Below are 23,158 nucleotides of genomic sequence, written 5' to 3'. Positions count from 1 at the left end.
CTATTTTAGAAGGTGCTAATGCGCTTCTCAATCCTGCTTTTTGGCTGGGCAGCATTTTTCGGTTGGGATTTCGCCGCCAATGATGGCCAAACCATTATTGGCCTTGGCGTGCGAGTTGCCAGGCTATTCCACCTCTCCGGGCTAATTTGAAATTAGGACGACGTCAGCGCTTCTTCACCTTCGGCGTGATCTCCTCGACCCGCACCTTGTCGCCGATCTCCCTTAGCGAGCGGGTATGTCCGAGGCAGGCTCGTCGAGAAAGGCCCCTGCCCCTTTTTACTAGCTCTCGACGAGCCGTGCGCCGCTTACCCCCGGACGGCAAACGCTGTCGCAGTCTGCCTTGATCGTCAAGCGACTGTTCTGTTCGCGTGTTCGTTAGCTCAATCAGGTTGCGCTAATGTCACATTCGGTGGACGCGTACGCGTGCGCGCAACTGCAAGCCGTCTCATTCACCCTTCCGCCGTTTCAATTTCGGCATGATCTCCTCGATCCGCGCCTTCACGCCGTCCTGGGCCATCGCCACCGGTGACGACGCCCATTCCGAACGCAATCGAGAATATCTTGATCCAGAACGTCGAGATGCGGAGATAGATGTCCCTTCCGGTCAAGAAATTGAGGCCTTCCAGCATCGCGATGAACGCGGCCAATCCTACAGTAATAGCCGGCAGCAGGATGTGCCAGCCGATGACCCAGCCGAACTGCAGTCGCGATAGCAATACAGGATCGAAGTCCTCGTCCCTCTGGATGCAGGCGAGCCGGCGAGAATCGCATCACCTTCCGTAGTAGCGGCGGCTGTGGCGGGAGCGCGTTTTCAGTGCCGTGGTCAAGCTATGGGAATTGGCGACGGTGTCGATGCCGGATTTTGAAACCAGCTGTTCTGCCGCGTCGTACGGCTTGCAACTCTCAGGCGTGACCGCGCCAGAGGCGATAGAGCACGCACCTAGCTTGCGTGCTTGTGCTGCTTAGCTGCGCAACGACCCCCGGGGGGCGATGGGAACCGTCTGCGGCGATCCATGCTTCGGTGGGCTTGCAGCTCGCTTAGTCAAAGCGCTTCTCTGGGTAGGCACAGGGCGATCCGACCAACGGACAAGCGACGGCAGGACGAGAAATCGATGCTGCCGTCCAGTCCCGCCAGAATTGCCGCACGACAGGCAATGTAACGCGTGAAAGGCGTTTGAAACGTCACATTCGGCTATATGAGAATGAACGCCCCGATAAGAAGCGCGCCAAGCCCGATCGCGACGACAAGCCGTGTGGTGAGATCCATCAGGTCAATTTCCTTATTGCCAACTCTAACGTCTCGAGTTGGACGAGACCGTCCGTACGGAACCGTCGGTCCACGCCAATTGCCTCCGCGCCGGGAGAGAACCATGTCGGCAGCTTTGCCGGAGCAGAAACCCGTTGCGCCGCTGCCCTGCCCGGCGGCTATCATGAAACCAGCACATTCCGGAACTGCCAGGGATCGGATGTGTCGATGTCCTCCGGGAAGAGCCCAGGCCGGCCATCCAGAGGCGTCCAGTCCGTATAGACACCAACGAGAGAGCCAAGATAGGGCTTCTGGATCTCCAGGCAGCGCGGAAGTCCAGATCTTCAACTTCCACGATGCCGGCCTCGGGGTTTTCAAGCGCCCAGACCATGCCTGCGAGCACAGCCGACGTGACCTGAAGCCCAGTAGCATTGTGATGGTGCACGAGCTGTCGTGTCTTCAATCGCTGCGAACCGTACCAAAACGCGTTTCTTGAATGGCCCTAAAGAAGCACGCCAAGTTCATCTATCCCGTCGACGATATGCGCGAAAGTTGTTGAACGCCTTCGCCGCCGAGGCTGCCATTAGGGGTGTTCGGCGGATCTGGGTGCAGAGCCACGATTTCCAGGCGCCAGGATTGTATGAAAAAGCCGGTTTTGTGTGTGTAGCTGAGTTTGCAGATTGGCCGGAGGGACACTCCAACGTTATTCTCTGCAGAACCCTGGAAGCCACGACGGCAACTCCATGACCACCATTTAGCGCAGGTAGCTGACGCGGACGCACTACCCGATATCGAACAGTCGGAGGGTGACGCTTACCGCGAAGTTGCGGAGCTGGCCTGGATTGCCGATGACGAAAACCAGACCGTCGAGCGTCACCGTGAACTTATCGCTAAGGGCACGTGCTGGGTAGCGGTGGAGCAGGATGGCCGGACGGTCGCATTCCTGAGCGCGGAGATCCAGGACGACACATTGCACATCTGGGAACTAGCTGCGCGCCTTGACCGACAACGCTCAGGTATCGGACGCGCCTTGCTCGAAAAAGCAATCACAGATGCGAGGGAGCGCCGCCTTGTCGCGATCACCCTGACAACGTTTCGGGATGTGATCTGGAACGCGCCTTTCTATCAGAAGCTGGGCTTTCAGGTGCTGGGCGAGACGCATGCGGGAGACCGGCTTCGTCAAATACTGCGTCGGGAGATCGAACACGGGATGCCGGCAAGCAGGCGCTGCGCCATGCGCCTCATTCTCGGCTAGACGGAAATTGGCTAAAGTGATGGACAAAACCCTTGCTCTGGCAATGCCCGAATTTCGACCGGCTCTGATCGGCTGAGCTGGAAGGTTGATATCGCAGGCTAAAGAGCGTTGAAAAGCTGGCTCGGCCGGACCAATTTACATTGCGAAGAAGATTTTTCGCTACCCGGGAATAAAACGCCGCCCGCCCTGGTCTTCCATGCATACGCTGCTGATTGACCTTGAAGGAACGTCCCCCTGCAACCCCACACACTGACGACCGCGACGGCAATGGTCGACGCATTCCCTGGTGAAGGCGACGCGTTGGCCGCCTGCGGCTCCCAGCCTGTCTGCCTTAAACGTCCTGCCCAGTCGGGATCGAGAGCGCTCAGACGCCGCGGATGCGAGAACGCATCGGGGTGGATGCATCGTTGCGGTCCAGTGTGTGATTGACATCGATGAAACAGTTGCCTTCACATTCACCGCAGCTGGCGACCCTAAATACTTCCGCTGGGTTCGCTTGCAAGACAGAACCATCTTCGCTTCCTGGCACTCAAGGCGAGGCGCATATCACGGTACACCAATGCTAAGCAGCAATGCGCAGGCCGACCGCTTCAGCGAAGTGGTAATGCCTCATCTCGCCGACGCGCTTTCGCTGGCCCGTTGGCTAACCGGCAATGCCACCGACGCCGAGGATGTCGTGCAGGACGCGTGCATGAAGGCACATGCCAGCATCGCCAGTTATGCCGGCGGCAATGCACGCGCCTGGCTGCTCACCATCGTGCGCAATGCGTGCTACACATGGCTGGCGCGGAACCGCCCGCGCAGCATCGTCTCGGTGGGCGATCTCGCCGATCTCGACGAGGTGAGCTCCGCTCACGCAGCCGATCCACCCGACAGCGAGAGCCCGGAGGCGACCCTGATCGCCAAGGCAGATACCGTGGCACTCGAAGCCGCGATCGCCGCCCTGCCGCAGCCGTTTCGCGAGACCCTCGTGCTGCGCGACATCAATGGCCTCGCCTACCGCGATATCGCGGCCATGCTAGGCGTGCCGATGGGTACGGTGATGTCACGGCTGGCGCGGGCGCGTGGCCTGCTGATCTCTGGCCTTGGGAGGGCGCAATGAGCGCGCACAACGACGGATTGCCCGAGGATGCCGCAGGCATGAACCTGATGCTGCACGCGCTGGTCGATGGCGAGCTTGACGCCGCCGCGGCCATAGCCGTTGAGCGGCGCATAGCCGCCGACCCCAAGCTGGCCGCCGAACATGCCCGCGTCATCGCCTTGCAAGGGGCTGTGGCCGGACTTCCGAAGCCGCAAGTCAGCGACGCCTTCAGCGCGCGCATCGCAGCCATGGCTGCTGCCGGCAATGTCGAGGTACTGCGCCCCACAGCGCCGACGGCACCAGCGAAGGCAAATCGAACGGGGTGGTCGGCGCGCAACTTCGGCTCATTCGATTGGCGCGCCATGGCGGCTATCATGCTCAGCGCGGTGCTGGCCAGCGGTGCAACGCAATGGGCGATGCAGCCTGGCGTAGCCGATGGCTTTGCCGCAGGGGTAGCCAGCGGCCACCAGCGCAGCCTGTTGGCGATGAGCCCGGTGGATGTCGTCTCGTCGGACCGACACACGGTGAAGCCCTGGCTCGACGCAAGGCTCGGTCTTTCGCCGCCGGCGCCGGACATGGCCAAGGATGGATTTGCACTCATCGGTGGCAGGGTCGAGGTCATCGGCGGCCGGGCGGTGCCGGCACTGGTCTATCGCCACCGCGAGCATCTGATCACCCTTGTCGCCGAGCCTCAAAATGCCGGAGCTGTGACCGACCCTGTCGATCTCTCTGAGGGCGGTTTTTCGCTGGTGCAGTGGAGCGACGGCGCCTTCTCCTACTGGGCGATTTCCGACATGGAGCGGCCGGAGCTGGACGATTTCGTAGCGCGCTTCCGCGCCGCCACCGTGACCGGCTGATAGCCGACCGCCCAGACCTTTTCAGCCAATATCAAGTGCGACGTCACCGCTGGCTCGGCTACTTCGCGGTCAGACAGACCCACGGCACCAGATGGTGCCGACCTCGGACGTGCGCGTGCAGCGTCGGCTGGCCCAGTTCCCGACAGCCGCCGTCCCTGATTTTGGACCCTCCAAAAGAATTTCGCGCCACCCGGGAATAAAGGGATGTCTTGGCGAGTCTTGTTGTTAGCGGGGCCAATTTCCCGGCACGCAACCAAGAAACGAAACAAGGATCTACCAAAATGACCAAGCTCGCTCTCAGCGTGGCTGCCATGCTGCTTGCCTCAAGCGCTGCCTTTGCCGGCAGCGACCATGGCGCCAACAACTCCAACCAGCCGGCCACCAGCGTCGACACCAACGCTACTGCTTCCATTCGCTCCACGCCGCGTCAGGACAGCGTCGACTCCAAGGTGACGACCGGGCCGAGCCAGGGGTCGGTTCAGGACATCATCAACCGGCACAACAACGACGGACTCTGGGGCCGCTGAACGCGCCTCGACCTCCAAACAACAACTTCTCTCAATCCTCAAGATCAGGAACTGTTTCAATGAAAAAGATCGTCCTTACCGCTGCCGCCATCCTCGTTGCCAGTGGCACGGCCTTCGCCGGCAGCGACCACTACGGCTCGAACACTTCCCGCCAGCCGGTCGCCAGCCATTCGGCTTCAAAAATCGACACCTCGCACACCAGCTCGATCCGAGAGGTCAAGAAGATCCATGGTGGTGCCGATGCCGGCGTGCCGGCGCAGTACGGCCAGGGCACCTGGGGCAACTGAGTTTCATCCGGTCAGGACCGATAGGTTCGGCAATCAGGACGGAGGGCCACGCTTGGCTTTCCGCCACCCCCACCTCTTAACACAGGAGATCATCATGTTTAACATGACACGTCGCACGTTGCTTGGGTCCGCAACTGCCGCTGCCGCATTCGGCCTCGCCGGCAGGTTGGAATTCACCCGTCCTGCCTTCGCCGAAACAGCAGTCGAGCCGGCCGTTGGCTTCTACAAATACATGGTCGGCGATATCGAGATCACCGCCATCTATGACGGCATCTGGCGCAAGCCGCACGACCCAGCTTTCATCAAGGATGTCTCCGTCGAGGACACCAAGGCAGCCCTTGCCAAGGCCGGCCTGACGACAGACTTCATGCCTATCCCGCTCACCGTCGTCGTCCTCAAGATGAACGGCAAGGTGATTATGATGGATGCCGGTTCGGGCGTCGGCCAATGGCAAACCAATGCCACCCATCTGCCGGCCAACATGGCCGCCGCTGGCATCGACTACAAGACTATCGACACCATCATGATCTCGCATTTCCATCCCGACCACGTCTGGGGCCTGATGGAAAAGGGGACCAGCGCGCCTGTGTTCCCCAATGCCGAGCTCATCGTCAACGCCACGGAATACAAGTGGTGGACCGACCCCGGCCGACTGGCAAAGCTGCCCGAAGGGCGCAAGCCGGCGGGCAAGCGCATCGCCGAAAACTTCCCGAAATGGAAGAATTGGAAGCTGGTCGAGGACGGCGCCGAAGTGGCGCCTGGCATGCAGATCATCGCCGCGCCCGGTCATACGCCAGGCCATTCGGTCTACCTCGCAAACTCCGGCAAGGAGCAGATCATGATTTCGGCAGACACAATGTATGTGCCGGCACTGCTGGCGCCGCATCCGGACTGGCAAGGCACCTACGACCAGGATGGGCCGACGGCCATTACCACGCGCCACAAACTGATCGATCGCGTGATTGCCGACAACATCCGCATCTCCGGTTCGCACTTCCCGTTCCCGGGCACCGGCACCTTCGTCAAGGACGGCAACGCCTACGGCTTCACCCCCGTGCAAATTTAAGCGCGGCAATCCCAAAGCGAGAAAGACAATGAAACCTTCCCTCTTCAACAGGCACAACCTGTTCGGGCTGCTCGGCGCCGTTGCCGTGCTGACTGCCGTTCCGGTCGCCGTCACCGTGCCGGCCTATGCCGTGGACAACATTGAAGGCGACGACGCGCCCGACCTCACCGCAGTAAAAGCCAAGATCGATGCCAAGGACTATAAGGGTGCATTGGCCGATCTTCGTGACCTGGCGCAGGACACGCAGCAGGCCGACGTCTACAATCTGCTCGGCTTCACGCTGCGCAAGACCGGCGATTACACGACGGCACTGACCTACTACACCAAGGCGCTCGAACTGAAGCCGGACCACAAGGCGGCGCGCGAATATCTCGGCGAACTCTATGTCGAGACCGGCGACATGGCCAAAGCTAGGGAGCAGCTGGCATCGCTGACCCAGCTCTGCCCGGCAGGCTGCGAGGAACGCGCAGACCTGCAGAAGGCCATCGACACCAAAGTGACCCAATGAAGCCAGGCGGGCGCCTTCGTGCGGCGCCTGCCCTCTTTCCTATCTGGAGCCAATCGTGACAACGACACAAATCGCCTTGAAACTACATCTCACCGACTTGACCCTGCTGACGGGTCGCCTGCTGCTCTCATTGCTCTTCGTGCATGAAGGCGTTGAGCTGGCGATCCATTTCGACGGTGCCGCAAAAGCCATGGCCGCCCTCGGCGTCAGCCTGCCGCTTCTGATGGCCACCATAGCGCTGCAGCTGGGAGCCGGTCTTTCGATCGGCCTGGGCCTGCTGACGCGTCTGGGCGCGGTCGCGCTCGGACTGTTCTGTTTGGCAACGGCAGCCCTGTTCCACACCAATTTCGCCAGCCAGAACGAATTGCTGCATTTGGAAAAGGATCTCGCCGTAGCGGGCGGCATGTTCGTCCTCGCCATCGCCGGAGCCGGCGCGATATCTCTCGACAGGGTGCTGAACGGACTCATGAGGCGCCGGCAACAGGACAGAGAGACGGTTGCCGCGCTCATAGCGGCCGGTAGCCCTTTGTCGGTGGGCGATATCAAGCTCCCGTTCTAATTTCGACCAAGACGCTGGGTCTCATATCAACTCGGCACGCCACAAACGCCTCGGGTGACCAGATGGCGCAAGCCGTTCGTGGCGTGCCGTTCATCGACGTCCGCTTAACGGCACGGATAGGGCCGCCCTATCGGCCGATTTGAGGCGCAAAGCTGCCAATGGGTGTAAGATAAATGCGATCAGCGAATGGGGGGCCTAGCTTCTTGAATTTGGGCGAACCGCCTCGTAACCAGTTGACAGATAACGATGTGCTAGTCGCTGAGGGTCAGCGTTCTCTGTACGGGTCGCCAAGCCGTTTCCTCGTACTGTATGGTCTGGCGGACCTACTTACGATGACTCCGAATAGATCCGTCCGACAGGGCCGGACCAGCGGTCGAGGTGACTGCTTCCCGGGTCGCAACGTTCTCCAGAAATGTCGTCGCCGGCACGAAGAACAATGTGCCGGTGACCGCGCGGCTGAAGTCCAGCAACCGATCGTAGTTGCCTAGCGGCCGGCCAATGCGCTGCCACGTTTCGAGCCCTAAAGCTGACATTCGCGTCTGTAGCTCAGTAAGGGTTGGAATAAGTCGAACGGTGCCACGGGTGCGCGGGTGGTAAACCCGAAAACCTGGAGGAAGGGGGCGGCTCTGCTCCCATTTCGAAGGCGGCGGCAACATTTTGAGACCAGACCCTCGAGGCCAAGCGCGCGCAAGGCGGCCTTTTCAAAGGTCAACAACGCCGAGTTAAACGTCGAGCAAAACCGTTCCTTGCGGGCGGCTGCAACATGCCAGGACATAGCCGGCCGATTTATCTTCAGCATTCAGCCCGCCTAGATCGTCCATGGCAACTTCGCCGGATAGTTTGGCTATTCGGCACGTTCCGCAAACGCCCTGCTGGCAGGCGGTTGGGATGTAGATGCCACAGTTCCGTGCCGCTTCAAGCAGGGTCTCTCCGGGCGCGCAGTGATGCTCCACGCCCGAGCGGGCGAAACGGACCGAAGACGAAATCGCTGAAGCCAATTCCGACCGCGAACCATTGCTGCCTCCGAAACTCTCCTCGTGATACTGCGCCGGCGGGAAGCCTATTGCGTGAAGGCAGGCCCGTGCCGTCTTCATGTACCCTTCGGGTCCACAGGCAAAAACGGTGCGCCTGCGGAGATTGGGAACGAGGGTCAGCAGCATCTGACTGTCTATTCGGCCAGTTGGCCCCCTCCAGGTGCGATCTTCCTGGCTGCAAACGCACGTTACCCGCACGTTGGGGAAGCGAGAGGCAAGTGCGTCCAATTCCCTTCGAAAGATTATATCACCTGGCGTTCTGGCACTATGAATGAAGGAGATATCCTGGTCGGTTGCGCGGTCGGTAAGCGCACGCAACATCGACATCACGGGCGTTATCCCGCTGCCGCCCGAAAGGAAGAGCGGCGTTTCATATGGCAGGTCATCGAGATTGAATGAGCCGAGCGGCCCTTCGATTTCGATCTCGTCGCCCGCCCCCAAATTGTCGTGGAGCCAATTCGAAACCAGGCCGCCCGGTGTTCGCTTCACCGTGATCTGCAGGTCGAGCGGTCGCGTCGGTGGTGAGGAAACAGAGTAGGAGCGCGTCACCGCGGCACCCTCGATCTTGAGGTGCACGAGCACATACTGGCCCGCGCTGAAGCAGAACATCCGATCCGTCGGGGATGTGAAAACGAAAGTTTTCACATCGGGCGTCTCCTCGATTACACGACGGCAGAGTACGAGCTGCGATGTGGTTTGTGCCCATTGCCGATGACGCATCATCGGGAGGAGGCCGGGGGTCCCAACGTGTGCGTTCATCATTCATCTCGGTTTGAAGTAGAGCCAAGATGCCATTTCCGGGCCCGCCATAACAGGAGCCTCCCTCGCGAGTTATGATCGATTATTTCGATCACATATCCAGTGACATCACGGCAACGTGAAGGGCGCGGATTCCCTTGCGGATGATCGGTTCGTGCTTGCGGCGCGCCAGGATGGCCGTGTGTACCGGCTGATGCAGGGTCGGAGCGCCTTCGACGATGAACGATGGGCGTTCGAGGGCAAACCTGCGCGCATCGTCACTTCGCATATAGCAGGTCCCGCCCGCGCGCCGTAGCATCATCTCCGCCAAGGTTTCTGATCCCATGGAAAGGCGACAGATCGCCAACTCGCCAAGCAGTTCGGCATGGGCCTTCTCCAGCAGGACCGTATAGCCAGGACGAATATAGGTTTCAGGATCGACCTCGGAGAGGGTTCTGGCTACCGTGGAAACCATCACATATTCCTCAACCATCAAATGTTCATAGGAGATTTCGGGTAGGTATCGCGGGGCGTAAAGCACTGCGATGTCGAGATTTCCCATGCTTAGGTCGCTGACCATCTGGTTCGAATAATCCGACTCGACATGGATCGACGATTTGGGAAGAGCCTGACACAGCGTCTCCACCCAACCCGGCAAAACCGAGCGGGTCATCCCGACCTGCGCGGCGACGCGCAAGGTGCCTTCGAAACGATTGAACGCCCGGACATCGTGGCGAGCCTGCGACCATGTAGACAGCAGGGATCTTGCGTAAGCTTCGAACCGGCGTCCTGCGGCGGTCGGTTCCGCCCCGGCGCGTCCGCGCTGGAACAGTTCGGACCCGATTGCGCTCTCGAGGTTCTTGATGCGGGTGCTGATCGTCGACTGGGTCAATCCTAGCCGATCCGCGGTGCGATTGAAGTTTCTCGATTCGATGATGTCCAGAAAGGTCTCGATGTGATCAAGTTGCATGAAATCTCCAATCGAAAAACTCGATCATATTCCACGTATCATAAGCTTGATCAAACAATACTCAAGGCGGAAGCTGTAGCACATCAGCGGCCGGCAGCGCCGCCGGGACGAGATACGGATACGGAGCGGAAGAAGTGTTCATAGTCGACTGCGACTGTCATAATTACTGGTCAAGCGCCACTGTGTTGGAGCCCTATCTCTCCGGCTTGTGGAAAGACATGTTCATCGAGGGCGAGAAAACAGGGCCCGTTGGGGCCTTTCCGCATGGTCATCGGCCCTGGTTCCACCCGCAGGACTTTTCCCGCAAGGACATCCGTCCGAAAACGGAAGCCGACAACTATCTCATCATGAAAGAGAAGCACCTCGACAAATACAAAGTCGACGTGGCGATCCTGACCGGCGATGAGCCTATCGAGGCGTCGACCCTGGCTAACCCTTACTATGCCAGCGCTCTGGTCAGCGCTTACAACGATTATCAGATCGATCAGTGGTTGCCGAAAGACGATCGGTTCATGGGCTCGATCATCATCGCGCCACAGGATCCGAAGCTCGCTGCCGCCGAGATACGCCGTCTTGGCCGCCATCCGCGCATGGTCCAGGTTCTCGCCTCCCAGGGGTCCGTCAAGCCGTATGGCGACCCGTTTTACCATCCGATCTACGAAGCCTGCGCGGAAGTGGGGTTGCCATTCGCCATTCATCTGGGCGGGCATGGCGGCGTGAATTCAACTGCCATTGCTCCTGCTCCGACGACATTCTTCTGGGAAACGCATGCCATTCTGCACATGTCGGCGATGTCGCACGTGGCAAGCATGATCGCCCATGGCGTCTTCGAGAAATGGCCGGACCTCTACTTCGTGATCATCGAGTGCGGCGTCGCCTGGGTTCCGTCGGTCCTTTGGCGCCTGGACGCCGACTACAAAGCGCTGCGCAAGGAGACGCCATGGCTGAAGATGCTGCCGTCTGAATATTGCCGGCGCAACATCCGCTTTTCCACGCAGCCGCTGGAGCAGCCTGCAAACATCCAACATCTCTGGTCCACGCTCGAAGCGATGGACGGCGAAAACACGCTGATGTTTGCATCAGACTATCCGCACTGGGATTACGACGATGCCAACACGCTGCAAATCCCTCCTGCATGGAAGAGCAAGATCATGGGACTGAACGCGCTGGAAGTCTACAAACGCATCCCCCGCGCGCAAGCCGCGAATGCCGCCTGAGGAAGCATACGATGCCCGAGAAGACATATATCTGCCGCGTCGACGAGATCGAAACAGGGTCTCCGTTCATCGCCAAGATCCGCAGCCTTTCGGTCGGGATTTTCCGCATCGGAGATTCATTCCACGCGCTGCTGAATGTCTGTCCGCACCGCGGCGCTCCGCTTTGCGAGGGGCCGCAATGCGGCACAACCGCGCCCGTTGAACAGGCGCAATTCATCTATCATCGCGAAAACGAGATCGTTCGATGCGCCTGGCACGGGTGGGAGTTCGACATCAAGTCAGGCGCGGCCTTGGTCGATCCCTCCGTTCGCGCGCGCACATTTCCAGTCACCGTCGAAGCCGGCGGCATCTACGTGACGGCCTGATTGGCGCAAGCCGATTGGGATTGGAAAAATTCGAAGGAAAGGTGGCGGAGCCAATAAGCAGATTTGTTCGCCGGTGCTTGACGAGAAATAACGCGGGGAACTCCGCAATGGGAGAGTCAAATGTCAGAATCTGAATACAAGCTTGGTATCGCGCAAAGCCTGGTCGGAGGCGGCAAGGTTTCCCGCCGCGACTTCATTCATCTTGGGCTGGCCGCGGGCCTGACCGTTGCCGCCGCCGACCGGCTGTTCGTGAGCACGGCGCGGGCCGAACCGATGCAGGGCGGCTTCGCCAAGCTCGGCATGGCTCATGGCGCGACGACGGATTCGATCGATCCGGCCGGCTACCCCGACACGTTCACACAAACCGCATTTTCGGGCTCGCTGTCCAACAGCCTCACTGAGGTCGACGCTAAAGGCAATGTCCAACCGGACCTCGCCGAGAGCTTTGAAACTTCGCATGGAGCCAAAACCTGGGCTTTCAAGCTGCGCAAAGGCGCAACCTTTCACAACGGCAAGACCGTGACGGCGGATGACGTCGTGACCTCCTTGCAATATCACATGGGCAAGGACACCAAATCGGCGGCGAAGTCGCTGTTGGACTCCGTCGCCGATGTCAAGTCGGACGGCCCGGAAACGGTGGTCTTCACGCTCAAGAGCGGCAACGCCGATTTCCCTTACATCATGAGTGACTACCATCTGGTCATCATGCCGGCCAAGGACGGCAAGGCGGATTGGGCTTCAGGCGTTCGCACCGGTGCTTTCGTCCTCGAGAATTTCCAGCCCGGCGTTTCGGCCAAGCTCAAGCGCAATCCAAACTACTTCAAGAATGGCAAGCCCTATCTCGACGAGGTGGAGTTCATCGCCATCACAGATCTCGCCGCTCGCATGGCGGCGCTATCCACGGGGGAGGTGGACTATATCGGCCGCGCCGACCTCAAGACCCTCGGCATGTTGAAACGCAATCCCAAGGTGGAAATCGTCGAGGTCACTGGCTACGGGCACTATACCTTGCCGATGAATGTCACGATGGCGCCGTTTGATAATCCGGACGTGCGAATGGCATTGAAATGGGCGATCAATCGCCAAGAAATCGTCGACAAGATCTTTCTTGGCCACGCCACTGTGGCCAACGACAACCCGATCGCGCCGGCCATCAAATTCGCCAAGGATCCGCAACCGCAACACAGCTTCGATCCGGAAAAAGCCAAGCACTACCTGAAAAAGGCCGGAATGGAGAACCTGAAGGTGGACCTCTCGGTGGCCGATGCCGCCTTTGCGGGGGCGGTGGATGCGGCTTCGCTCATTCGGGAAACGGCAGCCCAATGCGGCATCGACGTCAATGTCGTGCGTGAGGCCGAGGACGCTTATTGGGACAATGTCTGGCTGAAGAAACCCTGGTGCGCTTCCTATTGGAGCGGTCGGGCAACCGCCGACTGGATGTTCACGCAAGCCTTTGCCGCGGACTCCAGCTGGAACGAAACGTTCTGGAAAAATCCCCACTTCAACGAATTGCTTGTCCAGGCACGCGCCGAGACGGACGAAGCCAAACGAGCGGCGATGTATGCCGAGATGCAGCAACTAACCCACGATGACGGCGGCAGCATCGTGCTGGTCTTCAACAATTTCGTCAGCGCCCAATCCAAAAAGCTCGCACACGGTGATGTGGCGCCCAACTGGGAGAACGATGGACTGAAAATGGCCGAACGCTGGTGGATCGCCACGGCATGAGATGGCGGGCCGGAGCCGCGATGGTTTTGAGGCTCCGGTCAGCTGGCTCCGAGTGCAGGGTTGCCGCCCAAAGGGAAACGCCACGCACATGAACCCCGTCGCAAGAACGGTCCTGCAGCGCCTTGGCCTCGGTCTGGTCACTTTGTTTATCGTGTCCATCATCATCTTCTCTGCGATCGCGATGCTCCCAGGCGACTTCGCCAAGGCCACGCTCGGGCAGTCGGCGACGCCCGAAACGGTCGCCGCGTTTCAGCGGGAGATCGGCATCGATCGTCCGCCTGTCGAGCGCTACTTCGCTTGGATCGCCCAGATGCTCCATGGCGATTTCGGCTCTTCGTTTGCGAGCCGCACCGGATATCGGCGTACCGTGGCCGAGATCATCGCACCCCGCCTCTACAACACGATGTTCCTTGCAGCGGTGACGGCGCTGATAGCCGTTCCCCTGGCCTTGGGGCTTGGCATTCTGGCTGCGCTGTACCGCAACGGCTGGTTCGACCGGCTGGTGAATGTCGCGACACTGACAACCATTTCATTCCCGGAATTTTTCGTCGCTTATATGCTCGCCTACCTGGTGATCTCGCGCGACACGTTCATCGGATCCGATTTCGCTCAAACGCTGCCTCATTGGCTCACTGTCTCGCTGAACTGGGCGCTCAATGCGGTTCCCAAATTTCCGACATTGTCGAATGTGAACGATCAGACGCCATTTTGGGAGCATCTCTGGAAAGTCGCCCTGCCGGCAATCACCCTTACGCTTGTAATCGTGGCCCACATGATGCGCATGACCCGAGCGGCCATCATCAACATGCTGTCAAGCCCCTACATCGATATGGCGCGCCTCAAGGGAATGTCCCCGATGGTGATCGTGCTGAGGCATGCCCTGCCCAATGCCTGGGCTCCGATCGTCACTGTGGTCGCGTTCAATCTGGCGTATCTCATCGTCGGAGTGGTCGTGGTCGAGGTCGTGTTCGTTTACCCCGGCATCGGCCAGCTGATGGTTGACGCGGTAAAATCCAGGGATGTTCCGGTTGTCCAGGCCTGCGCCCTGATTTTCGCCGCGACTTATATCCTTCTCAACCTGCTAGCCGACATTATTTCCATCGCCACCAATCCCAGGCTCTTGCACCCACGATGACCAGATCCGAATCTGTCGCGGAGCTTCAGAGGCTGAGGCGCTCGCGTGCCACCCGGGCGAAAACTGCGCTGAAGAAGGCACCGTTCAGCGCGTGGTTCGGCATCGTCGTGATCCTCGGCTACGTCTTTGTTGCGGTCTTCGCGCACTGGATAGCCCCATATGGCGAGACGCAGGTTTTCAGCGAAGCCTTCGCGCCGTGGAGCCAGGAGTTCAAACTGGGAACCGATCAGCTCGGCCGCGACATGCTCACCCGCTTGATCTACGGTGCGCGCAACACCATCGCTATAGCGGTCGCGACCACGTTGCTGTCCTTCGCGGTCGGCGTCTCGCTCGGCCTTCTTGCCGCATTGTACAGGGGGTGGCTCGACCAGATCTTGTCACGTGCGGTGGACGTGCTGATGTCAATCCCGAGTCTGATCTTCGCGCTGGTGCTGCTGACGATCTTCGGCTCTTCGATCACGAGCCTGATTGTCATCATTGCGCTTCTCGATTCCACCCGGGTCTTTCGGCTTTCTCGCGCCGTCGGGCTTAACGTGGCGGTGATGGAATATGTCGAGGTGGCACGATTACGCGGTGAGGGACCAAAATGGATCATCGCCAAGGAAATCCTTCCCAATGTCATGCCGCCACTGGTCGCCGAGTTCGGCTTGCGATTCTGCTTCGTGTTCCTGACAGTCGCGGCGCTGTCGTTTCTCGGCGTCGGTATTCAGCCGCCGACGGCCGATTGGGGATCAATGGTGCGCGAGAACGCGACCCTGATCACCTACGGCGACGTCACCCCGCTACTTCCGGCCGGCGCGATTGCTCTCCTTACCGTGTCCGTGAATTTCGTTGTGGACTGGTTCCTGCACGCAACAAGCGGGTTGCGGGATGAAAAGTAGCGGTCCAGGCTCACGCGAAAAAGGCACGGATCTACTTCAAATCCGCAATCTGCATGTGGAGGGGTTCTCGGACGAGCGCTGGCATCCGATTGTCCGCGGGATCGATCTGACGCTGAAGCGGGGCGAGGTTCTTGGCCTGATCGGCGAATCAGGCGCCGGCAAGTCCACCATTGGCCTTGCCGCAATGGGTTATGCCAAGCCGGGCTGCCGGATCATGCAAGGCTCGGTCCTGTTCGACGGGATTGATCTTCTGGCAGTCAATGAAAAAGGGCGCCGTCGCCTCAGGGGCTCCCGCATTGCCTATGTCGCACAAAGCGCGGCTGCCTCTTTCAATCCGGCACATCGGCTCTTGGAACAAACCGTCGAAACAGCGGTGGCGCATGGAATTGCCGGCCGGGAAGAGGCGAACCGGAGCGCCGTCGATCTTTATCGACGCCTTCAACTCCCAGAACCGGAGACCATAGGCTTTCGCTATCCTCATCAGGTCTCCGGCGGGCAGTTGCAACGGGCAATGACAGCGATGGCAATGGCTTGTCGTCCGGACCTCATAATATTCGACGAGCCAACAACCGCGCTCGACGTGACCACGCAGGTTGAAGTTCTAGCTTCCATTCGCAACATCGTGGAGGAATTCAGCACCGCTGCAATCTACGTGACGCATGACCTGGCGGTGGTGGCGCAAATGGCGGATCGTATCATGGTTCTGCGCCACGGACGCACCGTGGAGGAGGCTGATACACGCCAGATGCTGGCCTCGCCCAGCCAGGAATATACCAAAACGCTCTGGGCCGTACGCAAGCTCGCCAAGCCCGAAGTTCCAGCCGATGACTATCTGCTGACGATAGACAACGTTACCGCGGCCTATGCAGGAAAGGTCAAGGTGCTCCAGGATGTCTCCATCAAGGTCCCGCGCGGAAGAACCGTGGCCGTGGTCGGCGAATCCGGTTCGGGCAAATCGACGCTCGCGCGAGTCGTCACCGGTCTCTTGCCGCCAATTTCAGGTTTGATTTCTTTTGCCGGGCAGCCCCTTTCCACGAGCCTGAAGACGCGGCCGAAGGAGGTCCTGCGCCGCATGCAGATGATTTACCAAATGCCCGACAACGCCCTGAATCCGCGCCAGACGGTCGAAGAAATCATAGCTCGGCCGCTCGAATTCTACCTCGGCCTAAAGGGCGCGCAGAAGGATCGCCGGATCTGCGAACTTATGCACATGGTCGAGATGAGCGAGGATTTTCTGGAACGCCTGCCTGGCGAGCTATCGGGCGGCCAAAAGCAACGCGTCTGCATTGCCCGGGCGTTGGCAGCCGATCCAGAGCTTATCATCTGTGACGAGATCACGTCCGCGCTCGACCAGATCGTCCAAGAGGAAATCCTCAAGCTTCTCATGCGCCTGCAGCGTGAACTCGAAATGAGCTACATCTTCATTACCCACGACATTGCTACCGTAAGGGCGATAGCCGACCAAATCGTTGTCATGCACCAGGGCAAAGTCGTTGAACAGGGACTGAAGAGCCAAGTTCTCACACCTCCCCATGCCGCTTACACCGAACGGCTTTTGTCGTCCGTACCGGAAATGGATCCGGACTGGCTTACAAGGCTGCTGGCCAGCCGGAAAGTCTGACAGGGGGACCCCGTCCACCTAGGCCCCTGGCATCCTTCCACGTGCTTTGAAGGGCATGATCGTGCTCCGCTTCAATCGGGCTGGCCAGCCCGACAAACGGAGCCAACCATTTCACCGTTTCGTCGCTAAGAAAGCTGGCGACCCAGGAGATCTCGGTATTAGCTCACGAACGGCAGCTTCTGTTTGCTTAAAAGAAGCGCTCTGAGGCACATCGGAGCTACGACGCAGTCCCTGTGATGTCTGCTTTTTGGAAGCGGCTGCTAATCTCTCAATGACCAAGATTGGGCAGCAAAGCTGCCAAGGGGTGTAAGATAGATGCAGCCAGCGAATGGGTGGCCTAGCTTCTTGACTCAATTTGGGCGAACCGCCTCGTAACCAGTTAATAAATAACGTCGGGTTAGTCGCGCTGTCTGCAATCCGGGTGGCGAACGAGGATCAAGGAAGGAACAAGGGGGCCGTGCCCAAGTTCGGGGCATGTACCACCGCCGCCGATGAACTCGAGCGGCTGCGCAGCAACAACCGAGGCACGGGATCATGACCGTTCAGATTCGACTTTCCGAGATCGACCACGCCAGGCGCGAAGATCATGGCGACGGTGCCTGGAGCATCGCACCGGACCTGGGTTATTTGCGGCTGGCAATCGTCAATGTCGTGTTCTTCGGCGCACCGCGCAGCGGAGATCGGAACTGGGTGCTAATAGATACGGGGTTGCCGACGTCGAGAAGCAGTATTCTTGCGGTCGCGGAAAAGCGGTTTGGCACCAACGCACGGCCTGCCGCGGTTATCCTGACACACGGCCATTTTGACCATGTGGGAACGGTTCTGGACCTCGCGAATAGGTGGGAGGTGCCCGTCTTCGCGCATCGACTCGAGCGGCCCTATTTGGACGGAACTGAATGTTATCCGGCACCGGATCCCTGGGTCGGGGGCGGACTGATGGCGCTGCTTTCGCCGCTCTTTCCACGCGGGCCGATCGATCTTGGCAACCGATTGGAACTCTTGCCCGCCGACGGATCGGTCCCCGGAATGCCCGGATGGCAATGGCTGCACACACCCGGGCACGCCCCTGGTCACATTTCGCTCTGGCGCGAGGAAGACCGCTCGCTGATCGTAGGGGACGCTTTCATCACCACCGGTCAGGAGTCGGTCTATGAGGTCGCCGTCCAGGATCTCGAGATGCACGGTCCGCCGCGCTACTTCACGCCGGACTGGGATGCGGCGGAAAGATCTGTGAAGCGTCTGGCTGCCCTGAACCCTCAGATGGTCATCACTGGACACGGTGCGGCTGCCGCTGGAGTGGGCATGCGTAAAGCTCTTGACAGTCTGGCTGAGCGCTTCACGGTGTTCGCCGTCCCGCCGAAATCAAAATTCGTACGCGAGCCAGCGATGGCTGCAAATAGCTGAGGTAACCGAGCCGCCGTCGTTGTGAATATGGTCACGTTGGACAACTCCATCTCTCGAGCAGGTAGAGTTCCCCCTCGGGTCGCGCCCATGTCGCCCAAACACTGACAAGCGGAACAATCCCGGGAGGCGCCAGTTAGGCGTCGCACGCTTGGGCGACTTGCGGCCAGCCCCGAAAAAATCCCGCGTCAGGAGCAGACGTCAGATGGAAAACGAGCACCCCGAAGGACGTGTCCTCTCCGCCGGCGCGGCGATCGGCAAGAAGTTCGGGCCCCCACCGGTCGTCACTAGCCATGACTGGCGTCGATTCGCTCATGGGCCAAAACCGTGGAGCGGTCCCGGCTCCACCAGCTTGATGGGGTGATCGACTTAGCTGTGCTCCATCGCCGTGCCGCCGAATTGGAGTTTGTGCACGAGCCAGCGAGGAGGAACAAACCTGGGAAGCGCCAGTTAGGTCCTTCGTCCGGCGGAGGGCGGCACCCCGGCCACGCGCCTTGAAGTTGGTTCAGAGGAAGGCTTCAGATGAGAAGTGCCAAGAGCGCGTGCCCCAAGAACGCGTCCTCTCCAGGATTGGTGGCTGAGCAAGTGTTGTTGCCATCCAGCCCCAAGCCGGGGCGGCAACTGCTCTGGATCCCGGCAATCGCATTCTTGCCCGGTTGCGCGGGGGGTGTGCTCGACCCGCAAGGACCCATTGGCTCGGGCAACCGCACGATCCTCTTGAACTCACTGGCGGTGATGCTGGCGATCGTTGTTCCGACGCTTGTTGCGCTCTTGGCCTTCGCATGGAAATTCCGCGCCTCGAACAGCGACGCGCGCTATGACCCGGAGTTCACCTATTCGGGGCGCATCGAGTTGATCGTCTGGTCGATCCCGACGCTCACCATCCTTTTCCTTGGCGGGCTGATCTATTACGGATCGTACCAGCTCGATCCGCGCAAACCGATCCCTTCCGCGCAGCCGCCGCTCGACATCCAGGTGGTGGCGCTCGACTGGAAATGGCTGTTCCTCTATCCCGAGCAGGGCGTGGGCGCTGTCAATCAATTGGTTATCCCCGCCGGCGTTCCAGTTCATTTCAAGCTGACCTCGGCCAGCGTGATGAACACGTTCTTCGTGCCCCAGCTTGGCAGCATGGTCTACGTCATGAACGGCATGCAGACCGAGTTGCATCTGCAGGCCGACTATGAGGGCAGCTTTTTCGGCCAGTCGGCGCACTTCAGCGGCGACGGCTTCTCGGACATGAACTTCAGCGTGAGCGCGGTTTCAGCCGATGCCTTCACCCGCTGGACGTCGTCGCTGCGTGGCGGCGGCGGCGTGCTCAACGCGAATGCCTATCGCGAGCTCGCCCGGCAAAGCACCAACGTGCCGCCGTCCACGTTCGGCCATGTTCAGCCCGGGCTGTTCGATGCCGTCGCTCAGCAGATATTGCCCCCGGGTCCGGGGCCGGCCGAAAGTGCCGCCGGCGGCGAGCCACAGGTGAGCCCAAAGGCATTGCCCGCGGCGGCGCCGCCGACGGGGCATCATCCACAGGCAGAAGGGGCGGAATGACGATGCTGGGCAAGCTCGACTCGTCGGCCATTCCCTTCGATCAACCCATCCCGCTCGTCGCGGCTCTCGGCGTCTTTCTGGCAGCGGTCGCCGTGCTTGGATGGATAACGGTGAAGGGCTACTGGCCCTATCTGTGGAACGAGTGGATAAGCTCGGTCGACCACAAGCGCATCGGCGTGATGTACATTGTGCTGGCGATGCTCATGCTTCTGCGTGGCTTCATCGATGCCATCATGATGCGCACGCAACAGGTGCTGGCGATCCACGGGCCGGGCTACCTGCCGCCGGAGCATTACGACCAGATCTTCTCCGCGCACGGCACGATTATGATCTTCTTCGCGGCGATGCCTTTCATGATCGGCCTGATGAATTTCGCCGTACCGCTGCAGCTTGGCATACGCGATGTAGCCTTTCCGACACTCAATTCCGTCAGCTTCTGGCTGACGGCTTCCGGAGCCCTGCTGGTCAACATCTCGCTTGTCATCGGTGAGTTCGCGCGCACCGGCTGGCTGCCCTATGCCCCCTTGTCGGAGACCACCTACTCGCCGGGCGTCGGCGTCGATTACTATCTGTGGTCGATCCAGATCTCCGGCGTCGGCACGCTGCTTACCGGCGTCAACCTGGTGACGACCATCCTCAAGATGCGTGCGCCTGGTATGGGCTACCTGCGAATGCCGATGTTCTGCTGGACCTCGCTCGCGTCCAACCTGCTCATCGTCGCAGGCTTCCCGATCCTCACCGCCACGCTGGCGATGCTGACGCTGGACCGCTATCTCGGCTTCCATTTCTTCACCAACGAAGCCGGCGGAAATCAGATGATGTTCGTCAACCTGATCTGGGCCTGGGGCCATCCCGAGGTCTACATTCTGGTGCTTCCCGCCTTCGGCATCTTCTCGGAGGTCTTCTCGACATTCTCGTCAAAGCCGCTGTTCGGATACCGTTCGATGGTCGCGGCCACGATGTTCATCTGCATCGTCTCGTTCATGGTCTGGCTGCATCATTTCTTCACCATGGGCGCCGGAGCAGACGTCAACGCCGCCTTCGGCATCGCCACGTCGGTCATCGCCGTCGGCACCGGGGTGAAGATCTACAACTGGCTCTTCACCATGTATGGCGGGCGCATCCGCTTCGACACGCCGATGCTTTGGGCGCTGGGCTTCGTGACCACCTTCACCGTCGGCGGCATGACCGGCGTTCTGCTTGCCGTTCCACCGGCCGACTTCGTGCTGCACAACTCCCTTTTCCTCGTCGCGCATTTCCACAACGTCATCATTTCGGGCGTGCTGTTCGGCGCGTTCGCCGGCTTCACCTACTGGTTTCCCAAGGCGTTCGGATTCCGCTTGCACGAAGGCTGGGGCAAGGCCGCATTCTGGGTCACCTTGGCCGGCTACATGCTGGTCTTCGTGCCGCTCTATATCGTCGGTCTGCTCGGCATGACGCGGCGCCTGCAGCATATCGACATGGATCTTTGGGCGCCATGGCTGGTGGTGGCCGCGTTCGGCGTGCTGGTGATGATCGCCGGCGCCGCACTGCAGATCATGCAACTCGCCGTTTCGATCCGGCATCGCGACAAGCTTCGCGATGAGACAGGCGACCCATGGGACGGGCGTTCACTGGAATGGTCGACGTCTTCCCCTCCCCCCGTTTTCAACTACGCGCGGCTGCCTTACGTCGAGGATGAAGAGCCCTACTGGCGCATCAAGCAACGGGCAAGGGAGGAGAAGAGGCCCGGTGCGGAGGAAGGATACGAGCCTATCGAGATGCCGCGCAACAGCCCGACAGGCTTCGTCACCGCCTTCTTCAGCACGCTGATCGGGTTCGCGCTGATCTGGCACATATGGTGGCTGGCGATCGTCGGCTTCATCGGCGCCTACGCGACCTTCGTCGTCTTCGCCTGGCGCGATCATGGGGATTTTGAGATTCCCGCCGAAGAGGTCGCGCGCATCGACGATGACCACAAGGCCGCACAGTCAGCCCGGCTGCGGCGCTGGGAGCGGCCGGCATGAGCGATCACGCGCTACCCGGCGACTTCGGCGCGGGCACCCAGGCCCGAGACCCCTATCGGCTTGGTCAGGGCGGCCGACACGGCGTGCGCTCCGCGACCGGCCACGGAGAAGGCGGCCCGGCCTCGAAATTCGTCACCGTGGCATATGGCTTCTGGATCTTTCTGCTGTCCGACATCATCATATTCTCGGCCTTCTTCGCGGCGTATGCCGTGCTTGCCAAGGCGACCGCCGGCGGACCGACCGGCAAGGATTTGTTCGAGCCCACCCGCGTTGCGGTGCAGACGGGCCTTCTGCTCACGTCGAGCTTCACCGGTGGCCTGGCGACACTCGCGACCCATCGCAGATCGATGGCTGCCACGCAGGCCTGGCTGCTCGTCACCGGATTGCTCGGGGCAGCCTTCCTGTTTCTGGAGGTACAGGAATTCGCGGCGATGATCGGCGAGCAGGCGGGGCCTTCGCGCAGCGCATTTCTATCAGCCTTCTTTGCGCTCGTTGGCTGCCACGGCACCCATGTCGGGCTGGGGCTGCTCTGGCTGGGCACAATGATGGCGCAGCTATGGGTCAAGGGTTTTCGGTCGGATATTTTGCGGCGGCTCCACTGCTTCGGGCTTTTCTGGCACGCACTCGACATCATCTGGGTCGCCATCTTCACCCTGGTCTATCTGTTGGGAGCATCGCTATGACCGACATCGAGAGCAGGCCCGGCGAGATGCAGGACCGCCGCGATTCCGCACCGGGCGAGGAACGTATAACCGAGCACGAAGTGGCTGGAGGGCTGTTGGGCTATGTGATCGGCTACGGCCTGGCCATCCTGCTCACGATCGCGTCATTCCTGGCGGCTCAAACCGATCTGATTTACCAGCCGGCGGTGATTTCGGCCCTGGTGGTGCTCGCTGTTGCGCAGATGGGTGTGCATCTAGTCTTCTTTCTGCACCTGACCACCGGGCCGGACAACACCAACAACATCCTGGCCCTGGCCTTCGGCGTGCTGATCGTTGCGCTGGTGGTCCTGGGCTCGGTTTGGATCATGGCCCACCTGAACGAGAACATGGCCGCCATGACGGCCCATCAAGCCGGAACGATGCCTTAAACCTCGCCCTGCTAGTCTTGGCTGAGGTGAATATGAAGCTG

Annotated in this window: 23 protein-coding genes and 2 pseudogenes; 20 read left to right on the top strand and 5 right to left on the bottom strand. The window is 60.2% G+C overall.

Annotated elements, in window-relative coordinates:
- Positions 1–18: 18 nt before the first annotated feature.
- Entirely contained in the window at positions 19–150 is a 132-nt protein-coding gene (locus M729_RS1000000139695; protein WP_276327777.1) for a hypothetical protein, read from the top strand.
- Positions 151–449: 299 nt separating this feature from the next.
- Here M729_RS1000000139695 and M729_RS0114890 read toward each other — a convergent pair whose 3' ends face one another.
- Complete coding sequence (locus tag M729_RS0114890; protein ID WP_027162037.1) at positions 450–716, bottom strand: cytochrome ubiquinol oxidase subunit I; 267 nt, start codon at positions 714–716, stop codon at positions 450–452.
- 712 nt (positions 717–1,428) lie between these two features.
- Positions 1,429–1,787: pseudogene (locus M729_RS1000000137280) on the bottom strand (saccharopine dehydrogenase C-terminal domain-containing protein); the annotation flags it as partial.
- Between the two features lie 132 nt (positions 1,788–1,919).
- Here M729_RS1000000137280 and M729_RS01000000135200 point away from each other — a divergent pair.
- From M729_RS01000000135200 to M729_RS0114850, 8 genes are all read left to right on the top strand, one after another.
- On the top strand, positions 1,920–2,501 hold the full coding sequence (locus tag M729_RS01000000135200) for a GNAT family N-acetyltransferase (RefSeq protein WP_198032098.1): 582 nt from the start codon (positions 1,920–1,922) through the stop codon (positions 2,499–2,501).
- A gap of 559 nt (positions 2,502–3,060) precedes the next feature.
- Positions 3,061–3,603: a sigma-70 family RNA polymerase sigma factor gene (locus tag M729_RS0114880; RefSeq protein ID WP_027162036.1), complete on the top strand. Its 543-nt coding sequence runs from the start codon at positions 3,061–3,063 to the stop codon at positions 3,601–3,603.
- Positions 3,600–4,439 carry an anti-sigma factor gene (locus tag M729_RS0114875; protein WP_032808475.1) on the top strand — a complete coding sequence of 280 codons (840 nt, stop codon included), beginning with the start codon at positions 3,600–3,602 and terminating at the stop codon, positions 4,437–4,439. The genes M729_RS0114880 and M729_RS0114875 overlap by 4 nt, the downstream gene beginning before the upstream one ends.
- A gap of 281 nt (positions 4,440–4,720) precedes the next feature.
- A complete protein-coding gene (locus M729_RS0114870) occupies positions 4,721–4,966 on the top strand; it encodes a DUF680 domain-containing protein (RefSeq protein ID WP_027162034.1) in 246 nt (81 codons plus the stop codon).
- Positions 4,967–5,025: 59 nt separating this feature from the next.
- Positions 5,026–5,253: a DUF680 domain-containing protein gene (locus M729_RS0114865; protein ID WP_027162033.1), complete on the top strand. Its 228-nt coding sequence runs from the start codon at positions 5,026–5,028 to the stop codon at positions 5,251–5,253.
- A 94-nt stretch (positions 5,254–5,347) separates the two neighbouring features.
- Complete coding sequence (locus M729_RS0114860) at positions 5,348–6,319, top strand: MBL fold metallo-hydrolase (RefSeq protein WP_027162032.1); 972 nt, start codon at positions 5,348–5,350, stop codon at positions 6,317–6,319.
- A 28-nt stretch (positions 6,320–6,347) separates the two neighbouring features.
- Entirely contained in the window at positions 6,348–6,827 is a 480-nt protein-coding gene (locus tag M729_RS0114855) for a tetratricopeptide repeat protein (RefSeq protein WP_027162031.1), read from the top strand.
- A 97-nt stretch (positions 6,828–6,924) separates the two neighbouring features.
- Entirely contained in the window at positions 6,925–7,386 is a 462-nt protein-coding gene (locus M729_RS0114850; RefSeq protein ID WP_348626670.1) for a DoxX family protein, read from the top strand.
- A gap of 323 nt (positions 7,387–7,709) precedes the next feature.
- On the opposite strand, the pseudogene M729_RS1000000139270 reads toward M729_RS0114850, so the two are convergent.
- The 3 genes and pseudogenes from M729_RS1000000139270 to M729_RS0114840 form a co-directional block, all read right to left on the bottom strand.
- A pseudogene (locus M729_RS1000000139270) lies at positions 7,710–7,886 on the bottom strand (peroxidase); the annotation flags it as partial.
- Between the two features lie 222 nt (positions 7,887–8,108).
- Positions 8,109–9,065, bottom strand: a complete 957-nt coding sequence (locus M729_RS0114845; protein ID WP_161491092.1) for a hybrid-cluster NAD(P)-dependent oxidoreductase — start codon at positions 9,063–9,065, stop codon at positions 8,109–8,111.
- Between the two features lie 205 nt (positions 9,066–9,270).
- The gene (locus M729_RS0114840; protein WP_027162028.1) at positions 9,271–10,128 is read right to left on the bottom strand and encodes a LysR family transcriptional regulator; all 858 of its coding nucleotides are present in this window, start codon (positions 10,126–10,128) and stop codon (positions 9,271–9,273) included.
- Between the two features lie 134 nt (positions 10,129–10,262).
- Between M729_RS0114840 and M729_RS0114835 the strand changes: the two genes are divergently transcribed.
- The 11 genes from M729_RS0114835 to cyoD all read left to right on the top strand — a co-directional run bounded on the left by M729_RS0114835 (position 10,263) and on the right by cyoD (position 23,117).
- Positions 10,263–11,345 carry an amidohydrolase family protein gene (locus M729_RS0114835; protein WP_027162027.1) on the top strand — a complete coding sequence of 361 codons (1,083 nt, stop codon included), beginning with the start codon at positions 10,263–10,265 and terminating at the stop codon, positions 11,343–11,345.
- 11 nt (positions 11,346–11,356) lie between these two features.
- Positions 11,357–11,710 carry a Rieske (2Fe-2S) protein gene (locus M729_RS0114830; protein ID WP_023809364.1) on the top strand — a complete coding sequence of 118 codons (354 nt, stop codon included), beginning with the start codon at positions 11,357–11,359 and terminating at the stop codon, positions 11,708–11,710.
- 120 nt (positions 11,711–11,830) lie between these two features.
- Positions 11,831–13,438: an ABC transporter substrate-binding protein gene (locus M729_RS0114825; protein ID WP_027162026.1), complete on the top strand. Its 1,608-nt coding sequence runs from the start codon at positions 11,831–11,833 to the stop codon at positions 13,436–13,438.
- 88 nt (positions 13,439–13,526) lie between these two features.
- Entirely contained in the window at positions 13,527–14,573 is a 1,047-nt protein-coding gene (locus M729_RS0114820; protein WP_027162025.1) for an ABC transporter permease, read from the top strand.
- A gap of 107 nt (positions 14,574–14,680) precedes the next feature.
- The gene (locus M729_RS0114815; protein ID WP_318014155.1) at positions 14,681–15,454 is read left to right on the top strand and encodes an ABC transporter permease; all 774 of its coding nucleotides are present in this window, start codon (positions 14,681–14,683) and stop codon (positions 15,452–15,454) included.
- The gene (locus tag M729_RS0114810) at positions 15,444–17,075 is read left to right on the top strand and encodes an ABC transporter ATP-binding protein (protein WP_027162023.1); all 1,632 of its coding nucleotides are present in this window, start codon (positions 15,444–15,446) and stop codon (positions 17,073–17,075) included. Before M729_RS0114815 ends, M729_RS0114810 begins: the two co-directional genes overlap by 11 nt.
- Positions 17,076–17,609: 534 nt before the next feature.
- Positions 17,610–18,479, top strand: coding sequence for an MBL fold metallo-hydrolase (locus M729_RS0114805; RefSeq protein ID WP_027162022.1), 870 nt, complete (start codon positions 17,610–17,612; stop codon positions 18,477–18,479).
- Positions 18,480–18,998: 519 nt separating this feature from the next.
- On the top strand, positions 18,999–20,021 hold the full coding sequence (gene cyoA / locus M729_RS01000000135195; RefSeq protein WP_027162021.1) for a ubiquinol oxidase subunit II: 1,023 nt from the start codon (positions 18,999–19,001) through the stop codon (positions 20,019–20,021).
- Positions 20,022–20,023: 2 nt separating this feature from the next.
- Positions 20,024–22,027: a cytochrome o ubiquinol oxidase subunit I gene (gene cyoB, locus M729_RS0114795; RefSeq protein WP_032808560.1), complete on the top strand. Its 2,004-nt coding sequence runs from the start codon at positions 20,024–20,026 to the stop codon at positions 22,025–22,027.
- A complete protein-coding gene (locus M729_RS0114790) occupies positions 22,024–22,710 on the top strand; it encodes a cytochrome (ubi)quinol oxidase subunit III (RefSeq protein WP_027162019.1) in 687 nt (228 codons plus the stop codon). Before cyoB ends, M729_RS0114790 begins: the two co-directional genes overlap by 4 nt.
- Positions 22,707–23,117: a cytochrome o ubiquinol oxidase subunit IV gene (cyoD, locus tag M729_RS0114785; protein ID WP_050596256.1), complete on the top strand. Its 411-nt coding sequence runs from the start codon at positions 22,707–22,709 to the stop codon at positions 23,115–23,117. The genes M729_RS0114790 and cyoD overlap by 4 nt, the downstream gene beginning before the upstream one ends.
- Positions 23,118–23,158: the final 41 nt, after the last annotated feature.

The organism is Mesorhizobium sp. WSM1293 (assembly GCF_000513875.1).
GTDB lineage: Bacteria > Pseudomonadota > Alphaproteobacteria > Rhizobiales > Rhizobiaceae > Mesorhizobium > Mesorhizobium ciceri.
The sequence above is the reverse complement of the archived record's forward strand: the minus strand, read 5'-3'. Positions and strand labels throughout refer to the sequence as shown.